Origin of the sequence: Aeromonas sp. A04, assembly GCF_047780465.1 — a bacterium.
GTDB classification, from domain to species: Bacteria; Pseudomonadota; Gammaproteobacteria; order Enterobacterales; family Aeromonadaceae; genus Aeromonas; species Aeromonas bestiarum.
The window spans coordinates 241,162-259,349 of sequence record NZ_JBLNHP010000003.1 but is presented as its reverse complement, the minus strand read 5'-3'; the positions used below and the strand labels follow the sequence as shown (position 1 = coordinate 259,349).

Genomic DNA, 18,188 nt, shown 5'->3' with positions numbered 1-18,188 from the left:
GTGACGGTCAATCCTGCAGAAGGATGCCGTTGGTTTATGCCAAAGGAGCGATTATTCCTATATATTATCTGCCCATTCGTCCATGTAAATCGCCCGGGGAGCTGACTCCCGAGGGGCCAAGTATACCGAAATCCGGTTCGATAACCCTTAACACGATCAATATCTGATTGTTTGGCCATCACAATATGACAAATACCTTCTCTATCTGGTTGCTGGCGGCGCGTTTGCGAACACTGCCGCTCGCGTGCTCCTCCATCTTGCTGGGATCCGGGCTGGCGGCCAGCCGTGGCGCCTTCGATGGCACTATCATGGTGCTCTCCCTGCTGACCGCCATACTGCTGCAGATCCTCTCCAACCTGGCCAACGATTACGGGGATGCTGTCTCCGGTGCCGACAATGGCGAACGGATCGGTCCCCAGCGCGCTGTGGTCTCGGGTCTCATCACCCAAAAGCAGATGTGCATGGCCATGGCGTTGACCGCCCTGGCCGCCGTGGTGAGCGGCCTCGCCCTGCTGGGCTGCGCCTTCGGCGATCAGTGGCTGCAGATCCTCACCTTCGTGGTGCTGGGCGGCGCGGCCATAGTCGCGGCCATCACCTACACGGTGGGCAAGACCCCTTACGGCTACCGCGGTTTCGGCGATATCTCTGTGTTCCTGTTCTTCGGCCTGCTGGGGGTGCTCGGCTCTTACTACCTGTTCACCAAGACGCTGCAGTGGGATCTGCTGCTGCCGGCCACCGCCTGCGGCCTGCTGGCCACCGCCGTGCTCAACATCAACAATGTGCGGGACATAGAGACGGACGCGGTCAGCGGCAAGATCACCCTGGCGGTGCGGCTCGGTCGCAACCGCGCCATCGCCTATCACTGGCTGTTGCTGGGGGCGGCGCTGATCAGTACCATCGCCTTCCTGCTGACCCAGCCCGCCAGCTTCTGGCCCTGGATCTTCCTGCCCGCCATGAAGCCGCTCACGGACGCCGCCAAGACATTGCGCACGAGTTTCGATGGCGAGGTGCTGACCGGTGCCCTCAAGAAGACCGCCATCAGCGCCTTCCTGTTCAGCCTGCTGCTCTCCATCGGGCTGGCGCTCTCCTGATGGGGTGATGATGCATGAAAGGCTCCGAACAGGGGCCTTTTTTGTGGGCATCCCCGCCGGTTTTTCCAATCATTTCAGTCTCATCAAGATCGCCATTCCCCAAACTGCCGTGATCCGGTCGGCAATATTGAGAAATTCTCCGGCCAGCGAGTTGAGTTGTGACGGGCCCCGATTGTGGCGCCAGAGCGATTGCTATAGAGATGTAACCGTATCTGGTTGTACATGTAAAAATCGATGGCGGGAGCAGACTGATGGACAAGTTAGGGAAACACCTGGGATGGGGGCTGATGGCGCTGGTGGGCGCCAGTTCGCTCGGCTATATCGCCCTCAACCGGGGCGAACAGATAAACGCACTCTGGATCGTGGTCGCGGCTGTGTGCGTCTATCTGATCGCCTATCGCTATTACGGCCTGTTCATCGCCAAGCGCGTGCTGGCGGTCGACAGCACGCGCATGACCCCGGCGGTGCGTCACAACGACGGTCTGGACTATGTGCCGACCGACAAGAAGGTCTTGTTTGGCCACCACTTTGCCGCCATCGCCGGCGCCGGCCCCCTGGTCGGTCCCGTGCTGGCGGCCCAGATGGGCTATCTGCCCGGCATGCTCTGGCTGCTGGCCGGGGTGGTGCTGGCGGGGGCGGTACAGGACTTCATGGTGCTGTTCGTCTCCACCCGCCGGGATGGTCGCTCCCTCGGTGAGTTGGTCAGGGCTGAGATGGGGCCCACGGCGGGTGTCATCGCCCTGGTCGCCACCTTCATGATCATGGTGATCATACTGGCGGTGCTGGCGATGATAGTGGTCAAGGCGCTCGCCCACAGCCCATGGGGCACCTACACTGTGGCCTTCACCATACCGCTCGCCATCTTCATGGGGATCTACATCCGCTACCTGAGGCCGGGCCGCATCGGCGAGGTGTCTGTGATCGGTTTGGTGTGCCTTATCTTCGCCATCATCTCCGGTGGCTGGGTGGCCGAGAGCGAGACCTGGGCACCCTATTTCGACTTCGACGGCGTGCAGCTGACCTGGATGCTGGTGGGCTATGGCTTCGTCGCCTCCGTGCTGCCGGTCTGGCTGCTGCTGGCACCCCGTGATTACCTCTCCACCTTCCTCAAGATCGGCACCATAGTGGGCCTCGCCATCGGCATACTGGTGACCCAGCCGACCCTGCAGATGCCGGCGCTGACCCAGTTCATCGACGGCACAGGCCCGGTCTGGGCCGGGGATCTGTTCCCCTTCCTGTTTATCACCATCGCCTGTGGCGCCGTCTCCGGCTTCCACGCGCTCATCTCGTCCGGCACCACTCCCAAGATGCTGGCCAACGAGAATCAGGCCTGCTTCATCGGTTACGGCGGCATGCTGATGGAGTCCTTCGTCGCCATCATGGCGCTGGTGGCCGCCTGCGTCATAGATCCGGGTGTCTACTTCGCCATGAACAGCCCCATGGCGGTGCTGGCACCGGCAGGCACCACAGACGTTGTGGTCTCCGCCGCCGCCGTGGTGAGCAACTGGGGCTTCCAGATCACCCCCGAGACCCTGACCCGCATCGCCAGCGAGGTGGGTGAGCAGAGCATCATCTCCCGTGCTGGCGGTGCCCCGACCCTGGCGGTCGGCATGGCCTACATACTGCACGGTGCCCTCGGCGGCCTGATGAACGTCGCCTTCTGGTATCACTTCGCCATCCTGTTCGAGGCCCTGTTCATCCTCACCGCCGTGGATGCGGGGACCCGGGCGGCGCGCTTCATGCTGCAAGATCTGCTGGGGGTCATCTCCCCCTCCCTCAAGCGCACCGACTCCCTGCCGGCCAACCTGCTCGCCACCGCCCTGTGCGTGCTGGCCTGGGGTTACTTCCTGCATCAGGGGGTGGTGGATCCCCTCGGCGGCATCAACACCCTGTGGCCGCTGTTTGGCATAGCCAACCAGATGCTGGCGGGCATGGCGCTGATGCTGTGCGCCGTGGTGCTGTTCAAGATGAAGCGTCAGGCCTATGCCTGGGTGGCGCTGCTGCCCACCAGCTGGCTGCTGATCTGCACCCTGTCTGCGGGTTGGGAGAAGACCTTCAGCGACAATCCCAAGCTCGGCTTCCTGGCCATAGCCAACAAGTTCCAGGCCATGATCGACAGCGGCACCATCCCGGCCCAGTACACCGAATCCCAGCTGGCCCAGCTGGTGTTCAACAACCGGCTGGATGCGGGGCTGACCATCTTCTTCATGCTGGTGGTGGTGGTGCTGGCCGGCTTCTCCCTGAAGACGGCCCTCAAGGCGCTGAAAAATCCGCAGCCGACCGCCAACGAGACGCCGTATCAGGCTATGCCGAAACAACCGGGTGCAACCCGGCCCAAGTCTGACGACGATGCTGACGACGGCGAGCTGGCTCCCAGCCTCAAGTAAGTCAGCAGGCCGGCACCCGCGGGTGCCGGCGCCTCATCGACGGCCTTTAAGGAGTTTGCATGTTCGATACCCTGGCCAAGGCGGGCAAGTATCTGGGGCAGACCGCCAGACTCATGGTGGGTGTGCCCGATTACGACAACTACGTGCAGCACATGCGGCTGACTCATCCCGATCAGACCCCCATGAGCCACGACGAGTTCTTTCGCGAACGCCAGGATGCCCGCTACGGCGGCAAGAATGGCGGGCGCTGCTGTTAGGTTTCACGTCACAGGACTTCCACCATTACACATGCTGTCGCGGTCATCCTTGATTGAACGATTTTCTCGGCTCTGGCCGGACACTGCGACTAGCCTCCTCACCACAGGACTCTCATCATGACGAATGCTGTAGCGGTCACCCTGCTGACCGGTTTTCTCGGCGCCGGCAAGACCACGCTGCTCAACCATTTCCTGCGCCACCACGTCGACGCCTCCGTGGCGATCCTGGAGAACGAGTTCGGCGCCGCCAACATAGACGGCGCCCTGCTGGAGGGAGGCTCGGGGGTGAGCGTGGTGGAGCTCAGCAACGGCTGCGTCTGTTGCAGCGTGCGGGGTGAGTTTCGGGCCGCCCTGAGCGACCTGCTGGCCCGGCGGGCGGCGGGGGAGTTGAGGTTCGAGCGGCTGATCGTCGAGACTACTGGGCTCGCCGATCCTGCCCCCATCATCCAGACCTTCTTTGTCGAAGAAGAGTTGCGCGATGCCTTGCGCCTGGATGCCGTCATCACCCTGGTCGATGGTGAACACATAGGCCGCCAGCTGGACGAGCATCCGGTGGCGGCGGCCCAGATAGGTTTTGCCGATCGCATCCTGCTCACCAAGACAGACAGGGTGGACGGGGCGACGCGGGAGGCGGCCATAGCGCGAGTCCACGGCATCAATCCCAGGGCGCAGATCCTCGACATAGTGCAGGGTGAGTGCCCGGCCGAGTGCTGGCTGGATCTGGATGCCTTCAGCCTGAGCGACGAGCTGGCGCTGAGTTCAGGCCTTCGCATTGTGCGGGCAGGGCAGCAGGGCTTCGAGGCGTTTCGCCCGCTTTCGGCCCGGCCGCGCTCCTGGCAGGATGCCATCTCGGCCCAGCTGTTCGAGGGGGGCGAGCTGGATTTGAAGCAAATCGGCGCCTTCATGGAGCAGTGCATCGAGTTGCATGGCAATGACATGCTGCGCTACAAGGGAGTGCTGGCCATCGCCGGGGAGCCGCGCCGTCTGATAGTGCAGGGGGTACACAGGGTGGCTGGGTTCGATTACGGCTCTCCTTGGGAGGAAGAAGTCCCGCACTCAAAGCTGGTGATCATCGGCCGCTACCTGCCCGTCGAGGCGCTGCGGGAGGGGTTTGCCCGGACGCAAGCATGAGGGGAAAAAAGCACATGCGCGGATCATTGAAAAAGAAAATCATCCAAGTCTGCCACCAGAAGATTGCGCAGAAGGGGGAGGCGGTAGGTGTCTCCTTCTATGCGTTTTTTGCCAACCGCAATGACGACCCCGAGTTGTTGATGGAGGCGGCGACCTGGTGGATCCAGACCCAGAGGCTCGACCATTTCGAGAAGGCGCGGAAGATCATAGCGCTGGTGGAGGCGATGGAATAATAGGGGGGATGAAACAAGAAGGGCTCCTGATGAGGAGCCCTTCTTGTTTGCCGCCACGGCGGGCGAGCGGCCTCAGCCGGCTTGCGTCAGTCCAGCGGCACGACGGGAGAAGATCAGGCTGTCCAGCAGCCAGATGACGACCATGGAGGCGCCCACCAGGGGGAAGCAGATGCCGAGCAGCACCAGCACGGCGATGGCGCCGCGCATGGGGGGCAGTTTGGCCGGCAGCGGCGGCGCCGCTAGACGGCCCTGCGGACGGCGGCTCCACCAGATCCAGAGGCCGCTTACGGCGCTCAGCAACACCATCAGGCAGATGAGCAGCATGGCGAGCTGATGGGGCCAGCCGTAGAGCTTGCCGGTGTGGAGCATGACGCCGGTTTCCACCGTCTTGGCGACCAGGCCGTAATCCTGCCAGCGCACGTCGGCCAGCACCTTGCCGCTGTACTGATCTATGTGCAGGGTGGCATCGTTGCGCGGATCATCGGCGAACAGGGCTATGGTGTAGACGCCGCTCTTGCCGGCCGGCGGCGTGATGCTGTAGCCCGGGGTGACCCGGCGTTCGTTGGCAATCTCCACCACCTGCTGCAGCGGGATGCGGTGCTCGGCCATCACCATCCCCTCGTGTTCCCCGCCATGGTTCATGGCGCTGTGATCGTGGCCTTCCGCACTCTGCGGCATGGCCGTGTCCGCCATCGCCATGGAGCCCATCTCATCGGGCGTGACCGAGCTCGGCATGGGGGTGCTCTCCATCGCCCAGGGCACAGTTTGATCGTGGGCCTGGTTCAGGCTGCGGGCAAGCGGTGCTGATGCGGGCACCTGGTTCCACATGGCAGCGGGGAAGCGGTTCCAGACGTTGGCGAACTGATCGCCCCAGAAACCGGTCCAGGTCATGCCGCTCAGCAGCAACAGCAGCAGGAAGCCCGCGCCCCAGAAGCCGACCACGGCGTGCAGATCACGCCACCAGAGGCGTCCACGCTGGTTCATCCTGGGCCAGAGGATGCCGCCCACGCCGGGCCCCTTGCGTGGCCACCACAGATAGAGGCCGCTGATGAGCAGCACTATTCCCCAGCCAGCGGCCAGTTCGATCAATCTATCCCCTGTGGTGCCGAGCAGGAGCTCGGCGTGCAGGGCGCGGGCCACCGCCTGCAGATTCCATTGGTTGTCCAGGGTGCCGAGCAGGGCGCCGCTGGCGGGATCGAGGAACAGGGTCAGCTCGCGGCCGCCCTGGCGGACGATGAACTGGGCGCTGGCATCCGGGCTGACCGGCGGCAGGTACTTGCTCAGGCTGGCGTCCGGCATGGTCACCATCGCCTTGACCAGCAACTGATCGGCGCTCAGGGCCTGGCTGGCAGGTGTCACCTTCATCAGCTCGGGATACATGAGATTGTCGAGCTGGGGCTTGAACAGGTACACAATGCCAGTGAGGGAGAGCAGGATCAGGAAGGGGGCGACGAAGAGGCCGGCGTAGAAGTGCCAGCGCCAGATCCGCTGGTAGTGACTCGAGTCCCGGTTTTTCATCTCTGATCCTTGCGTTGATGACCAACGTTTCCGCTGGTGGAATGTTCATGGCGGCGCGGATGATAGCAGCAACGTTTTGTTAACTGCAACAGAACATGACGGGAGGGGAGGCCGCTCCATATTGCCTGGGCATCTGTGCCGGCCAGGGGCTGGCTGGCGGTGGGACAAGGGTTTGGCCATGTGCAGTGGCATGGACTTTGTGTAGATAAATCCTTACCTTGTTGCAACATGCCACCGTTTTGGTGCAGTGGGAAAGGATCCAAGGAAGGAGACTGGAGTGAAGTTGCAACCACACGGCCATTTTGAGATGCAGCGGCGAGGACAGGTGCTGATCTGTCAGCCGAGCGGCCCCTTCAACCTGGCGGGGGCCATGGCCTATGAGGCCGCCTTCAGCCGGCAGATAGCGGAATTGCGCGATGCGCCCTGGGGGATCGTCGAGGTAGCGACCGAGTTTGAGGCGGCAGGACCCGAGGTGCTTGCCCGCTTTCGTCGCCAGTTCGGCTGGTGCGCCGTCAATGGCTGCGCCTTTCTGGCGGTGGTGCTGGCAGGGAGCTTCAAGCAATACCTGGCCGATCAGATCTTCAGCGAGCTGCCATTTCAGGCGATCCGCTACTTCGAGCAGACCGACGAGGCGCTGTGCTGGCTGGAGCAGCGGCTGGCCGCCGATCCGGTTCCGCTCACGCCCGCTTGATAAACCATGTGTCCCGCTCGTCGATGCAGTCGGGCTCGCCCATCTCGAACTCGCGGTAGATGAGGGGGCGCACCTCATGGATGCGGCACATCATAAAGAGGAGCGATCCCTTGGTTAACTCAGGTTGATAAACCACTTGTCCCGCTCATCGATGCAGTCGGGTTCGCCCATCTCGAACTCGCGACAGATTAAAGGGCGTACCTCGTAGATGCGGCACATCATGGTGTTGCGATCCAGCGCCGCACACCAGCCATCTTCCAGCCGGTGCATCACGGGCACCTGTCCCTCTATCTCGTCCACGTAGCGATCCGGCACGCCGGTATCGGTAAACAGCATGACTTCGAGGCGGCAGCAGCAGGCTTCGCAGTTCTGGCAGCTGACGTCGGCTTGGGGTTCTCTGTTCATCTGTGTTGTCCATGCCATGGGAATGGCACATGTGCGATAAAAAACAGGCGCCTGCAAAGGCGCCCGTGCTGTGGTTCGTGACGAGTCGGGCAGCTGCGCCGCCCGGCTGCATCGTTAACCCAGTTTGCGGGCGCGGTAGGTGCGCCCCTTGATCTTGCCTTCCTGCAACCGCTTGAGGGCGGCGCTTGCCACGCTGCGCTTCACCGCCACGTAGGAGTACTGCTCGGAGATCTGGATCTTGCCAACATCGGCCCCGGCAATGCCGCCTTCGCCGGTCAGGGCGCCCAGGATGTCACCGGCCCGCACCTTGGTCTTGCGGCCCGCATCGATGGAGAGGGTGGCCATCAGCGGCGCGATCGGTTTGATCTCGCGGCCAATCTCGGCCAGATCCCCTTGCGGGATGGGAGCCTGCTGGTACTCCTCGATAAAGTTGACGCGCTGGGCCTCGTTCGGCTGATACAGGCTCAGGGCCAGACCCTGCTGGCCGGCGCGACCGGTACGACCGATGCGATGCACATGCACCTCGGGGTCATAGGTCAGCTCGAAGTTGATGACGGCGCCCAGCTCCTTGATGTCCAGACCACGGGCGGCCACGTCGGTGGCGACCAGTATGGTGGCGCTGCCGTTGGCGAAGCGCACCAGCACCTGATCCCGCTCGCGCTGTTCCAGGTCGCCGTTCAGCGCCAGCGCCGAGAAGCCCTTGGCGGCCAGATGGTCGGCCACGTCGTTGCAGGCCCGCTTGGTGTTGCAGAACACCACGCAGGAGCTTGGCTGGTAGTGGCTCAGCAGCCAGGTCAGGGCGTCGAGGCGCTGACCGGCCGGCACTTCATACAGCTTCTGTTCGATGGCGCTGCCCTCGTGCAGGGACTCCACACTCACCTCGACCGGGTTGCGCTGCACGCCGCGGCTCATCTGGGCTATCCCCTCCGGATAAGTGGCGGAGAACAGCAGGGTCTGACGGCGCTCGGGGGCATAGCTGATGACCTTGTTGATGTCTTCGCCAAAGCCCATGTCCAGCATGCGATCTGCCTCGTCCAGCACCAGTGTCTCCAGGCTGGAGAGCTCCAGGGTACCCTGCTCCAGGTGCTTGAGAATACGACCCGGGGTGCCGACGGCGATGTGGGCGCCGAAGCTCAGAGTGGCGGACTGAGGTGCGGTCGGAGTGCCACCACACAGGGTCACCAGCTTGACGTTCGGCAGGGCGCGGGCCAGACGACGGATCTCCTGGGCCACCTGATCCGCCAGTTCGCGGGTCGGGCAGAGCACCAGCGCCTGCACGTCGACACGGTTGACGTTGAGCCGGGAGAGCAGACCCAGGGCGAAGGCGGCCGTCTTGCCGCTGCCGGTTTTTGCCTTGGCGATCAGATCTTTGCCATCGAGCACCAGGGGCAGGCTCTGGGCCTGGATCGGGGTCATCTGCAGATAACCCAGACTGGCGAGGTTCTCCAGCAGGGCGGGGGAGAGGTTGAGGCTGCTAAATTCGCTGTTGTTCACAAAAGGACTCTATTTCGGAGAAAACGGGGATGCGCTAACGCTAAGGCCGCGCATTGTACCAGAATGCGGCCTCGGGTGTGGCGGATTTTTGAACGCCTGAGCAAAGGAGCCTGGTGAGGCGCGTGCAGTAAAAAGCGGGCGCTTTCCCGTTTGTGTGCACGGAACAGAATGCAAAACAGCGTCAAAAATAGCGCGACTAAGCCGGCGTTGTTCATCGCAAATAAGATAAACGTTTGTCACTCTGGTTTGATTAAATATTTTTGTCTCAAATTTAACCTGACCGCTACGACGGGGCGGCCAGCGTTTTAAGCAGATGTTGATATTGTGTTGTGATAGGTCTTTCTGGTTGAGATGTTTATTTGTAACTGGCTGTTTATTATCTATTTTTATATTTATTGAACAATGATTAGATGCCGCAATGAGCGTTTAATTAATTTAAAAACGTTTGTATTATCCAACATGCATATTTTTACCGCAGATTGTGATGGCTATCTGATTTTTAAATATGCAAATGACTATGATGGCGCCGGTCAAAAATAACAATTCACTCAGGTGCTACTGGTATGGAATACGTTCACTTTGTGCTCGGACTCGTGATGGTCCTCGCTCTTGCTTTGCTGGCTAACCGCCACAACTGGAAACAGATCAAACTGCGCTATATCGGCCAACTACTGGTGGTCGAACTGGCGCTGGCCTGGTTCATGCTGAACTCCGAAGTGGGTCTGGCGGTGGTGGGTGGCTTCGCAGCCGGCTTCACCAAGTTGATGGAGTTTGCCAAACAGGGTACCGACTTCGTGTTCGGTGGCCTGGTCAACGAAGGGGCCTTCTCCTTCTTCCTGATGGTGTTGATGCCCATCGTCTTCATCTCCGTGCTGATCGGTATTCTGCAGTACATCCGTCTGCTGCCCATCGTCATCCGTGGCATAGGTACAGTGCTGGCCAAGATCAACGGCATGGGCAAGCTGGAATCCTTCAACGCCATCAGCTCCATGATCGTCGGCCAGTCCGAGAACTTCATCGCGCTCAAGAACACACTGCCGCACCTGAACGAGAAGCAGATGTACACTCTGGCGGCGACCGCCATGTCCACCGTCTCCATGTCCATCGTCGGTGCCTACATGCAGCTGATCGAGCCGCGTTACGTGGTGGCCGCGCTGGTGCTCAACATGTTCAGCACCTTCATAGTGCTGTCCCTGATCAACCCGTATGAGCCGGACAACTCTGTCACCGACCTGAAAGCCATCGCCGAGGGCGACGAGCACCACACCCCGAAGAAAGAGAACTTCTTCGAGATGCTGGGCGAGTACATCATGGCCGGTTTCTCCGTGGCCGTGATCGTGGCTGCCATGCTGGTGGGCTTCATCGCCCTGATCGCTCTGGTCAACTACTTGTTCGAGCTGGCGTTTGGCGTCAACTTCCAGTACGTCATGGGCTACCTCTTCTACCCGATCGCCTGGATCCTGGGTATCCCGGGTGGTGAAGCCCTGCAAGCCGGTTCCATCATGGCGACCAAGCTGGTGACCAACGAGTTCGTGGCCATGATGGACTTGGGCAAGATCGCTGCCGAGCTCTCCCCGCGCACCGTCGGCATCCTCTCCATCTTCATGGTGTCGTTCGCCAACTTCAGCTCCATCGGCATCATCGCCGGTGCGGTAAAAGCGCTGAACGAAGAGAAGGGCAACATGGTTTCCCGCTTCGGTCTGAAGCTGGTGTACGGTTCTACCCTGGTGAGCCTGCTCTCCGCCGTGATTGCCGGTGTGATGCTGTAACTCATTCATCCGCTCTCACCATGACAAACCCCTGCCTCGGCAGGGGTTTGTTTTTTTCAGGGGGCAGAGGGGCTTCCGGCCAATCCGCAGCGGTGCCGGGTCTGGGCCCGCTCAACCGGCCCAGTGGTTCCAGTAACCGGCGGCCAGCAGGGTGAGGGTGCAAAAGCCGGTCTCGACGGCACCGCCGCTCTTGAGCGGCCAGCCCGGCAGCCGGTAGCGCCGCTTGAGGGGCCAGAACAGCGGTATGCCGGCGGGGGTGAGCCAGTCTCCCAGCAGGTGGCTGAGGTAGCCGATAATGAGCGCATCCTTGACCCCGGCGGGCAGCAGTTCGGGCACCAGGCTCTGATCCAGCCCCCACACGGCCACGGCCACCGCCAGCAGGCTGTGGGTGAAGCCGCGATGACCAAACAGCCGCGACAATGGCTTGGAGATCCAGGGCAGCCGCTGACCCAGCACGGACTTGGGGTGGTCGAGATCCGGCAACAGGGCGCTGGCCAGTGCGGCGGGTATGGTCTGCCACAGACTGGCATCGGCCAGGGCCGGCGTGAGCTGGAACTTGTGGGCGAGCAGGGTGCAGGTGACGGAAAACAGCAGGTGCCCTTGGGCTGTCATGGTGGCTTACGGCATGGAGAAATGGCGGCGCATCTTACCAGTGTCGCGGGCCATTGCAGCAAAAAACTGGGGCCGGCGGACCGGCCCGGTCATTAACTGCGCGGATCTTCCACCTTGGCATCGGCGGGCACCCGTTTTTTGCCCAGCACCATGGCGCGCAGCAGATCGCTGCGGGTGAGGCGGTCGGTCAGGATCACCACGGCGGCATGGACACCGACGGCGGCCATCAGGGTGTTGGCGACGACCCCGTGCAGCTCTTCCATCCACTCTTCACCCCAGAAGGTATCCCAGGTGGTGAACCAGCCGGTGGCTATGGTGCCGACCAGCGACAGCAGCAACAGCCAGATCATCAGGGCGCCGAGCGGGTTGTGGCCGAGATAATAGGGGTGGCGGCCCTGCGCCAGCTGGCGCAGGTAGTAACGAATGCGGGCCGGCGTCGGCCACCATTGGCCGAAGCGGGCGTAATGGGGGCCGACCAGTCCCCACAGCAGCCGGATCAGCAGCAGGGCTGCCAGGGTATAGCCGACGTATCTGTGGTTCTTGCTGCCCTCTTCCAGTACGAAGAAGTTGAGCAGGCAGAGGATCACGGTTGCCCAGTGAAACACCCGGATGAGGGGATCCCAGACTTTCACTTCAGACGGGGTTGTCATGGCAAGGCTCCATCAAGGGGGCCGGCGACAGACCGGCCCATGGCTGGGTTAGTCGTCTATCTCTTCTTTCACTTTCTTCAGATCGGTCGGGTCGAAGTAGATCTCGACCTTGCGCTTGTCCTTGTCCCAACCGTAGATCTCGTAGCAGTGGGTCTTGGTCACCTTGAACTTCTTGATGTCGTAGCCCATCGCCTTGATCTGCTGCTGGGCATCCGCTTCGCTCAGCCATTGGCTCTTGTCGGTCTGGGTACACTGGGGATCGGCCAGAACGGCGCCGCTGAACAGGGGGATCAGTAACAACAGAGGGGTCAGTTTCATGTGTGCTCCTTGCGGGTGGGTGTGAAACAGCCACAAGGTTAGGGGACCAAACTTAAGGAAAAATTAAGCACAAGGAGGTAGGAATGAATATCCCCGGCTGGATGCCGGGGAGGCCGCAATCAGCTCAGCTTGCCCTTGAGCAGCCACTTGTCGAGGGCGTTGGCGAAGCGCTGCTTGTCGGCGGCGTTGAAGGGCGCCGGGCCGCCGGTCTGCACCCCGGCCGAGCGCAGCTCCTCCATGAAGTTGCGCATGCCGAGCCGCGCCTGGATGGTCTCGCGGGTGTAGATCTCGCCGCGGGGGTTGAGCGCCTCGCCACCGGCATCTATCACCCAGGAGGCGAGCGGTATGTCGCCCGTGATCACCAGATCCCCCGGCGTGACCTGCTGGGCGATCACATGATCCGCCACATCGAATCCTTTCTCCACCTGCTGGGTCTTGATGAAGGGGGAGGGGGGGACGCGCAGCCCCTGATTGGCCACCAGCGTGGTGACGACCTGGGCGCGGTGGGCGGCGCGGTAGAGGATCTCCTTGACCGGGAGGGGGCAGGCATCGGCATCGACCCAGATGGGCATGGCATGGCTTCCTGTGTCTGAAATGATGCCGCATCTTAACATGGCCGGCACGGGCCGGCTGCCCCGGGGCTGAGTCAGGCCCGGCTTTCGTGTAAGCTGGGCCGATGAATCGGAACGAAAAGGACGAGCAGATGGATCGGGTGCCCAGTGACGTGATTTATGGCCTGACCCTGGATGGTAAGGGCGGCATGCAGCCGCTGGCGGCGGGGAGCGAGATACCGGGGGATAAACCCGGCTGGTTGCATCTGGATTACGGCAATCCGGAAGCGGCCCGCTGGCTGCTGCAGACCCCGCTGCTCAATGACGCGGCGCGCGAGTCCCTGCTCGGCCAGAGCAACAGGCCCAAGCTGGTGCGGATGGGGGAAACCGTGCTGCTGATCCTGCGTGGCATCAACCACAACAAGGATCACAGGCCCGAAGAGATGGTGGCGCTGCGCATCTACATCACCCCGGATCTCATCATCAGCAGCCGTCGTCGCGCCTTGTTGTCGGAGCAGGACGTGTATGGCCAGCTGAAACTGGGGGGCGGTGCCGATACCCCGGCCGACTGGCTGGTGGAGATCTGTGATGCCCTGACCGACAGGGCGGGAGAGTTTGTCGAGGAGCTGCACGATCAGATCCTGGATCTGGAGGAGATGGTGCTGATGCGCGACCTGCCCGCCAACGGCAGGCTGGCGCTGATCCGCAAGCAGCTCATCATGATCCGCCGCTACCTCTCCCCCCAGCGGGATCTGGTGGCGCGCCTCGCCAACGAGAAGATCAGCTGGCTGGACGAGGATGACAGGCGCCGCCTGCTCGACATCGCCGACCGGCTGCGGCGCTGGCTGGATGATCTGGATGCCGGGGTGGCGCGCACCGCCGTGCTGGCGGACGAGATCAACAACCTGATGGCGGAGGCGACCAATCGCCGCGCCTACCAGATGTCGGTGATGGCGCTGCTGTTTCTGCCCGCCAGCTTCCTGACCGGTCTGTTTGGCATCAACCTGGGGGGGATCCCGGGGGCCGAGAGCCCGACCGCCTTCTGGGTCTTCTGCGGCTCCCTGGTGGCACTGGCCACCGGGCTGGCCGTCTGGCTCAAACACAGACGCTGGTGGTAAGGAGTCGTCATGACCATGTGGCAATCTTTTGGCGTGACCCTGCTGCTGTTGCTGGGCCACACCCTGATCCGCAGCCTCATTCACAAAAGTCTGCTGGCGCTGGCCCAGAGCCGGCAGGTGAGCGAGAACCGGGTGCTCTACGTGGAGCACGTGTTCCACTTCCTGCTCGGCTGCGCCACCCTGCTGATCCTGGCCGGGGTGTGGGGGCTCGACTTCTCCCGGCTGGTGGTGCTCGCCTCCTCCTTCTTCGCCGTGCTGGGCGTCGCCATGGTGGCGCAGTGGTCGATCCTCTCCAACATCACCGCCAGCATCACCATCTTCTTCGCCTTCCCCTACAAGATTGGCGACCGGATCCGGATCCTCGACAAGGACGATTCGGTCACCGGCGTCATCACAGAGATAGGCCTGTTCTACCTGAGGGTGCGCGATGACAATGGCGATCTGGTCACCTATCCGGCCAACCTGATCCTGCAAAAACCGGTCAGGCGGCTGGAGGGCAAGGGGGCGGAACCCTTGCAACCTGAATGAGAAAAGGCTCCCTCGGGAGCCTTTCTTGATCCTGAATGCCGCTCAGCGTTCGAAGAAGCGGTAGAGATGCTCGACCTGGATCGGGCAGTCCGCCACCAGATGCACGTGCTGGCGGGCCTCCTCGATAGAGCCGAAATAGCGGGGGCAACCCAGGGTGTCTGTCAGCTCGTACAACCTGCCATCCTGACCCCTGAACTCCACGATCCAGCCCGGCAGTATGGCATCCTGCAGGATCTCGGCTTCCTTGAAGGCTTGCTGTTGGTAGAGCAGGCGAAGTTCACTGACTGTCATGACGTCCTCCTGTGACTCTTGGCGCCTCTTCAAGTCTAGTGGCTGGGACTGGTGGCGGCCCGGCTCATTTGGCTGTGTTCAGGCACTCCCAGGCCCAGCGAATGCGGATGAAGGTCTCGGCATCGCCACCCCGATCCGGGTGGTGTTGCAGCGCCAGCTCCCGCCAGCGGCGGCGCACTGTCTCCTGGCTGGCATCTGCGGTCAGCTCGAACAGGGCCAGCGCCTCCGCCCTGTGCCCCGTTCCGTCATAAGCGAGCCAGAAACGGGTGAGCAGGGCCTCCACCTCCTCCCTGTCTGTCTGCCAGAACACCCGCCAGTCCAGGTAGTAACTGCGCAGCGGCTGGCCGAGGGCCAGCCTCTGGCGAGTATCTGTTGCCCCGGCAAGGGGTTCGAGCCGGATATCCAGGGTACTGATCACCAGCCACCAGCCCTCGTCATGGAGCTCGGCCTGCAGCTGGTAGAGGGCGTTCATGATGAGGAAGTTGACCCGAAACAGCTGCAACTGCTCATCCTCCGCCAACGTTGGAACCGCCCCCTGCCGGCGCAGGGCGGCCAGCAGCTCGTGCACCTTGTAGCCACCCCTGGCCTGTTGCAGCAGGGCCAGCAGGGGTGCGAGCAGCGGATTGTGGTGGTGCGACGTCTCGCTCATGAGCTGACTGCCTCCTTCGGTGGTTGCAGGGCGATCAGCAGCTCCCCCGCCAGCGGCGTGACAGGGCCCGTGACTATGCGGGGCCTGGCCTTGCCATCCAGCACGAACAGCGGGATGGCACCGGGATTGGCCACCTGGTATTGCGCCCAGTCAAACGCCTCGCTCAGGCGGGTCGCCTTGATCTGGCCGCCCCGGCTCAGCAGGCCGCTCAGGCGGGCATAGTTGACCTCGGGACCGAACAGGTTCTGGCGGGCGCGGAAGGTGGCGCTCTCCCGGTTTGCCTTGCCGTGCTGTTCGCTGGAGCGCAGGGAGTAGACCTTCTCCTCGCCATAGAGATGAGCGAAGTGCAGCACGCCGAGGGCGTTGTTGTGACGGTTGGGGGAGAGCGCCAGCACTGTGCTGATGCTGGTGAGCGGCAGGTGCAACTCGGCGTGTTCGGACTGGGGGTTGCCGAAGTAACAGGGCAGGTTGCTCATGCGCGCCTGGCGGCAAAACTCCCAGGCCGGATCGCAGAGCTGCACCGGCACTCCCTGCTCCGCCAGCGCCCGGCCTATGGCCCGCGCCACCGAGTTGGCCCCTATGATGAGCCAGGTGTTGGGGGCGCTCTGGCGCATCTTGAGCAGGCCCGCCAGCGGCGCAGAGGTGAGGCTCTGCAGCACCACTGTGGAGATGATCACCGCGAACACCAGCGGCACCAGCTTGTCTGCATCGGGAATATCGGCCTGATGCAGGCTGATGGCGAAGGAGGCGCTGACCGCCGCCGCCACTATGCCCCGCGGCGCTATCCAGCTGAGCAGGGCGCGGGCTCGCCAGGAGAGATCCGAGCCCCAGGTCGAGACCAGGATGCAGAGCGGGCGTGCCACGAACTGCACCACGCACAGCAGCGCCAGCACCATGGGGCCGAGCTGCCAGAGCTGGGCCAGATCGAGGCGGGCCGCCAGCAGGATGAACAGGGAGGAGATGAGGATGACGGCGAGATCCTCCTTGAAGGCCAGCACCTCCTCCAGATCCAGCCCCTCCTGGTTGGCGAGCCAGATGCCGAATACTGTGACCGCCAGCAGGCCGGATTCGTGGCTGAGCCAGTTGGAGAGGCTGAAGGTGACCAGCACCAGCGCCAGCACCCCGAACTTGTGCAGGCTGACCGGCAGCCAGTCCTTGCGGATCAGCAGTGTGGTGAGCCAGCCGGCGACCACCCCGTTCAGGGCGCCGACCCCCACAGTTTTTGCCAGTGCCAGCAGGGTGTGGCCGATGAGATCCCCCTGACTGCCGAGGCGCACCGCCTCGAACACCAGCACGGCGAACAGGGCACCGATGGGGTCTATGACTATCCCTTCCCAGCGCAGGATGCGGTCCACTTCCCGGGTCGGGCGGATCACGTTGAGCATGGGGGCGACCACGGTCGGCCCCGTCACCACCAGCACGGCGCCGAGCAGCATGGCAACCCGCCAGTCCAGCCCCAGCAGGAAGTAGCTGGCGCTGCCGATGACGGCGAAGCTGGCCAGCATGCCCACCGAGCAGAGGTTGCGCACCACCTTGCCTATCCCCTTGAGCTCGGCCAGATGCAGGGTCAGGGCCCCTTCGAACAGTATGATGGCCACCGACAGGGAGACCAGCGGAAACAGCAGGTCGCCGAGCAGGGCATCGGGGTCGAGCAGGCCGCTGACCGGGCCCAGGGTCAGGCCGGTGAGCAGCAGAAACAGGATGGCGGGTACCCGCAGCGACCAGGCGAGCCACTGGGCCAGCACTGAGACCAGGGCGATCCCGGCCAGGGAGAGAGCAATCATGCAGACCTCGACTCAGCTAATGGACTAGGGGGAAGTGTAGCGGGGAAGCTGGTCAGATTGACACCCGGTGGCGGCGCGAGCAAGGGCGACGGGGATGGGCGCGACAGCCGGCGTCATGGCCGTCGGGAAGAAGGGGTGGGCAAGGGGAGGCTGCTGACCCGACGCCTCCAGCCGGATTAGATGGGGCTCTCTTTGTGGAGATCGGTGACGCAGTCGGCCACCGCCAGCACCAGCGCCGAGCGCACCACCTGATCGAGCCGGTTGAGCTGCATCTGGTAGAAGGGCCAGTCTTCCTCGTTGGCCGGGGGATCCTGCGGCATCATGCTGCCCTGGTTGAGACCGTGCAGACGATTCAGCAGATCGCGGATCGGCTTGTCGCTGAAGCGGTAATCCTTGGGATCGCGCACCAGAAAGTCGCGGATCTTCAGGTAGGCTTCCAGATCCTGATAGCGCTCGAGGGAGATGAGACCGAGGGCGAAGATGAGCTTGAGGCGCACCTCCAGCTGGCCGAGGGGGCCGCTCTGGTTGAGCAGGGGTTCGATGGCGTATTTGACGGCATACTCCTCCTGGCGGAACGCGCGCCGCATCAGGGAGTCGACCGCCTCTTCCAGGATGGTCACGACTTCGAGAAAGAAGCCGCGGGGGCCATCCTGCTCGTTCAGTCGTTCCAGTACTTCATCTTCCTGGTGTGTGGTCATAGGTGCTTAGGGT

At 62.7% G+C, this 18,188-nt stretch carries 20 protein-coding genes; 9 read left to right on the top strand and 11 right to left on the bottom strand.

From position 1 onward, the window contains the following. The first annotated feature begins 185 nt into the window (after nucleotides 1–185). The 5 genes from ACM3N8_RS12475 to ACM3N8_RS12455 all read left to right on the top strand — a co-directional run bounded on the left by ACM3N8_RS12475 (nucleotide 186) and on the right by ACM3N8_RS12455 (nucleotide 5,099). On the top strand, nucleotides 186–1,091 hold the full coding sequence (locus ACM3N8_RS12475) for a 1,4-dihydroxy-2-naphthoate polyprenyltransferase (RefSeq protein ID WP_043557061.1): 906 nt from the start codon (nucleotides 186–188) through the stop codon (nucleotides 1,089–1,091). Between the two features lie 251 nt (nucleotides 1,092–1,342). Beyond that, nucleotides 1,343–3,478 (top strand): pyruvate/proton symporter CstA, encoded by a 2,136-nt coding sequence (gene cstA / locus ACM3N8_RS12470; RefSeq protein ID WP_290019659.1) that lies wholly within the window; start codon nucleotides 1,343–1,345, stop codon nucleotides 3,476–3,478. Nucleotides 3,479–3,537: 59 nt separating this feature from the next. Beyond that, nucleotides 3,538–3,735: a YbdD/YjiX family protein gene (locus tag ACM3N8_RS12465; RefSeq protein ID WP_290019660.1), complete on the top strand. Its 198-nt coding sequence runs from the start codon at nucleotides 3,538–3,540 to the stop codon at nucleotides 3,733–3,735. Nucleotides 3,736–3,852: 117 nt separating this feature from the next. Beyond that, complete coding sequence (locus ACM3N8_RS12460) at nucleotides 3,853–4,866, top strand: CobW family GTP-binding protein (RefSeq protein WP_290019661.1); 1,014 nt, start codon at nucleotides 3,853–3,855, stop codon at nucleotides 4,864–4,866. A gap of 14 nt (nucleotides 4,867–4,880) precedes the next feature. After that, entirely contained in the window at nucleotides 4,881–5,099 is a 219-nt protein-coding gene (locus tag ACM3N8_RS12455) for a DUF6500 family protein (RefSeq protein WP_042868861.1), read from the top strand. A gap of 72 nt (nucleotides 5,100–5,171) precedes the next feature. On the opposite strand, the gene ACM3N8_RS12450 is transcribed toward ACM3N8_RS12455, so the two are convergent. Next, nucleotides 5,172–6,617 (bottom strand): PepSY-associated TM helix domain-containing protein, encoded by a 1,446-nt coding sequence (locus tag ACM3N8_RS12450; protein WP_416016188.1) that lies wholly within the window; start codon nucleotides 6,615–6,617, stop codon nucleotides 5,172–5,174. Nucleotides 6,618–6,894: 277 nt separating this feature from the next. Between ACM3N8_RS12450 and ACM3N8_RS12445 the strand changes: the two genes are divergently transcribed. Beyond that, nucleotides 6,895–7,308, top strand: a complete 414-nt coding sequence (locus tag ACM3N8_RS12445; RefSeq protein ID WP_043556915.1) for a hypothetical protein — start codon at nucleotides 6,895–6,897, stop codon at nucleotides 7,306–7,308. A 114-nt stretch (nucleotides 7,309–7,422) separates the two neighbouring features. On the opposite strand, the gene ACM3N8_RS12440 is transcribed toward ACM3N8_RS12445, so the two are convergent. Both ACM3N8_RS12440 and dbpA read right to left on the bottom strand, forming a co-directional pair. Beyond that, the gene (locus ACM3N8_RS12440) at nucleotides 7,423–7,713 is read right to left on the bottom strand and encodes a YkgJ family cysteine cluster protein (RefSeq protein ID WP_042868866.1); all 291 of its coding nucleotides are present in this window, start codon (nucleotides 7,711–7,713) and stop codon (nucleotides 7,423–7,425) included. A gap of 114 nt (nucleotides 7,714–7,827) precedes the next feature. Continuing rightward, on the bottom strand, nucleotides 7,828–9,207 hold the full coding sequence (gene dbpA, locus ACM3N8_RS12435; RefSeq protein ID WP_416016187.1) for an ATP-dependent RNA helicase DbpA: 1,380 nt from the start codon (nucleotides 9,205–9,207) through the stop codon (nucleotides 7,828–7,830). 563 nt (nucleotides 9,208–9,770) lie between these two features. Here dbpA and ACM3N8_RS12430 point away from each other — a divergent pair. Beyond that, nucleotides 9,771–10,976, top strand: coding sequence for a NupC/NupG family nucleoside CNT transporter (locus ACM3N8_RS12430; RefSeq protein WP_043140518.1), 1,206 nt, complete (start codon nucleotides 9,771–9,773; stop codon nucleotides 10,974–10,976). Between the two features lie 111 nt (nucleotides 10,977–11,087). On the opposite strand, the gene ACM3N8_RS12425 is transcribed toward ACM3N8_RS12430, so the two are convergent. The 4 genes from ACM3N8_RS12425 to ACM3N8_RS12410 all read right to left on the bottom strand — a co-directional run bounded on the left by ACM3N8_RS12425 (nucleotide 11,088) and on the right by ACM3N8_RS12410 (nucleotide 13,128). Continuing rightward, on the bottom strand, nucleotides 11,088–11,588 hold the full coding sequence (locus ACM3N8_RS12425; protein ID WP_241325677.1) for a metal-dependent hydrolase: 501 nt from the start codon (nucleotides 11,586–11,588) through the stop codon (nucleotides 11,088–11,090). Between the two features lie 92 nt (nucleotides 11,589–11,680). After that, nucleotides 11,681–12,238: a cytochrome b/b6 domain-containing protein gene (locus tag ACM3N8_RS12420; protein ID WP_290019663.1), complete on the bottom strand. Its 558-nt coding sequence runs from the start codon at nucleotides 12,236–12,238 to the stop codon at nucleotides 11,681–11,683. Between the two features lie 48 nt (nucleotides 12,239–12,286). Further along, entirely contained in the window at nucleotides 12,287–12,556 is a 270-nt protein-coding gene (locus ACM3N8_RS12415; protein WP_043140526.1) for a PepSY domain-containing protein, read from the bottom strand. Nucleotides 12,557–12,675: 119 nt separating this feature from the next. Continuing rightward, entirely contained in the window at nucleotides 12,676–13,128 is a 453-nt protein-coding gene (locus ACM3N8_RS12410; RefSeq protein ID WP_042868879.1) for a YaiI/YqxD family protein, read from the bottom strand. A 104-nt stretch (nucleotides 13,129–13,232) separates the two neighbouring features. On the opposite strand from ACM3N8_RS12410, the gene zntB reads away from it, so the two are divergent. Together zntB and ACM3N8_RS12400 are read left to right on the top strand one after the other, a co-directional pair. Next, complete coding sequence (gene zntB / locus ACM3N8_RS12405) at nucleotides 13,233–14,225, top strand: zinc transporter ZntB (RefSeq protein WP_098980868.1); 993 nt, start codon at nucleotides 13,233–13,235, stop codon at nucleotides 14,223–14,225. 9 nt (nucleotides 14,226–14,234) lie between these two features. Continuing rightward, the gene (locus ACM3N8_RS12400; RefSeq protein ID WP_042868883.1) at nucleotides 14,235–14,753 is read left to right on the top strand and encodes a mechanosensitive ion channel domain-containing protein; all 519 of its coding nucleotides are present in this window, start codon (nucleotides 14,235–14,237) and stop codon (nucleotides 14,751–14,753) included. Between the two features lie 42 nt (nucleotides 14,754–14,795). Here ACM3N8_RS12400 and ACM3N8_RS12395 read toward each other — a convergent pair whose 3' ends face one another. The 4 genes from ACM3N8_RS12395 to ACM3N8_RS12380 all read right to left on the bottom strand — a co-directional run bounded on the left by ACM3N8_RS12395 (nucleotide 14,796) and on the right by ACM3N8_RS12380 (nucleotide 18,175). Further along, nucleotides 14,796–15,044 (bottom strand): hypothetical protein, encoded by a 249-nt coding sequence (locus ACM3N8_RS12395; protein ID WP_098980867.1) that lies wholly within the window; start codon nucleotides 15,042–15,044, stop codon nucleotides 14,796–14,798. A 64-nt stretch (nucleotides 15,045–15,108) separates the two neighbouring features. Then, entirely contained in the window at nucleotides 15,109–15,693 is a 585-nt protein-coding gene (locus tag ACM3N8_RS12390; RefSeq protein ID WP_241325681.1) for a DNA-J related domain-containing protein, read from the bottom strand. Further along, entirely contained in the window at nucleotides 15,690–17,477 is a 1,788-nt protein-coding gene (locus ACM3N8_RS12385; protein ID WP_416016186.1) for a cation:proton antiporter, read from the bottom strand. Before ACM3N8_RS12385 ends, ACM3N8_RS12390 begins: the two co-directional genes overlap by 4 nt. Nucleotides 17,478–17,653: 176 nt before the next feature. Beyond that, entirely contained in the window at nucleotides 17,654–18,175 is a 522-nt protein-coding gene (locus ACM3N8_RS12380) for an MltR family transcriptional regulator (protein ID WP_042868891.1), read from the bottom strand. Nucleotides 18,176–18,188 lie beyond the last annotated feature (13 nt).

Excerpts from the sequence above, each read along its gene's own strand:
- ACM3N8_RS12475 (WP_043557061.1), top strand. The coding sequence starts at position 186 with ATGACAAATACCTTCTCTATCTGGTTGCTGGCGGCGCGTTTGCGAACA.
- cstA (WP_290019659.1), top strand. The coding sequence starts at position 1,343 with ATGGACAAGTTAGGGAAACACCTGGGATGGGGGCTGATGGCGCTGGTG.
- ACM3N8_RS12465 (WP_290019660.1), top strand. The coding sequence starts at position 3,538 with ATGTTCGATACCCTGGCCAAGGCGGGCAAGTATCTGGGGCAGACCGCC.
- ACM3N8_RS12460 (WP_290019661.1), top strand. The coding sequence starts at position 3,853 with ATGACGAATGCTGTAGCGGTCACCCTGCTGACCGGTTTTCTCGGCGCC.
- ACM3N8_RS12455 (WP_042868861.1), top strand. The coding sequence starts at position 4,881 with ATGCGCGGATCATTGAAAAAGAAAATCATCCAAGTCTGCCACCAGAAG.
- ACM3N8_RS12450 (WP_416016188.1), bottom strand. The coding sequence starts at position 6,617 with ATGAAAAACCGGGACTCGAGTCACTACCAGCGGATCTGGCGCTGGCAC.
- ACM3N8_RS12440 (WP_042868866.1), bottom strand. The coding sequence starts at position 7,713 with ATGAACAGAGAACCCCAAGCCGACGTCAGCTGCCAGAACTGCGAAGCC.
- ACM3N8_RS12430 (WP_043140518.1), top strand. The coding sequence starts at position 9,771 with ATGGAATACGTTCACTTTGTGCTCGGACTCGTGATGGTCCTCGCTCTT.
- ACM3N8_RS12425 (WP_241325677.1), bottom strand. The coding sequence starts at position 11,588 with ATGACAGCCCAAGGGCACCTGCTGTTTTCCGTCACCTGCACCCTGCTC.
- ACM3N8_RS12420 (WP_290019663.1), bottom strand. The coding sequence starts at position 12,238 with ATGACAACCCCGTCTGAAGTGAAAGTCTGGGATCCCCTCATCCGGGTG.
- ACM3N8_RS12415 (WP_043140526.1), bottom strand. The coding sequence starts at position 12,556 with ATGAAACTGACCCCTCTGTTGTTACTGATCCCCCTGTTCAGCGGCGCC.
- ACM3N8_RS12410 (WP_042868879.1), bottom strand. The coding sequence starts at position 13,128 with ATGCCCATCTGGGTCGATGCCGATGCCTGCCCCCTCCCGGTCAAGGAG.
- zntB (WP_098980868.1), top strand. The coding sequence starts at position 13,233 with ATGAATCGGAACGAAAAGGACGAGCAGATGGATCGGGTGCCCAGTGAC.
- ACM3N8_RS12400 (WP_042868883.1), top strand. The coding sequence starts at position 14,235 with ATGACCATGTGGCAATCTTTTGGCGTGACCCTGCTGCTGTTGCTGGGC.
- ACM3N8_RS12395 (WP_098980867.1), bottom strand. The coding sequence starts at position 15,044 with ATGACAGTCAGTGAACTTCGCCTGCTCTACCAACAGCAAGCCTTCAAG.
- ACM3N8_RS12390 (WP_241325681.1), bottom strand. The coding sequence starts at position 15,693 with ATGAGCGAGACGTCGCACCACCACAATCCGCTGCTCGCACCCCTGCTG.
- ACM3N8_RS12385 (WP_416016186.1), bottom strand. The coding sequence starts at position 17,477 with ATGATTGCTCTCTCCCTGGCCGGGATCGCCCTGGTCTCAGTGCTGGCC.
- ACM3N8_RS12380 (WP_042868891.1), bottom strand. The coding sequence starts at position 18,175 with ATGACCACACACCAGGAAGATGAAGTACTGGAACGACTGAACGAGCAG.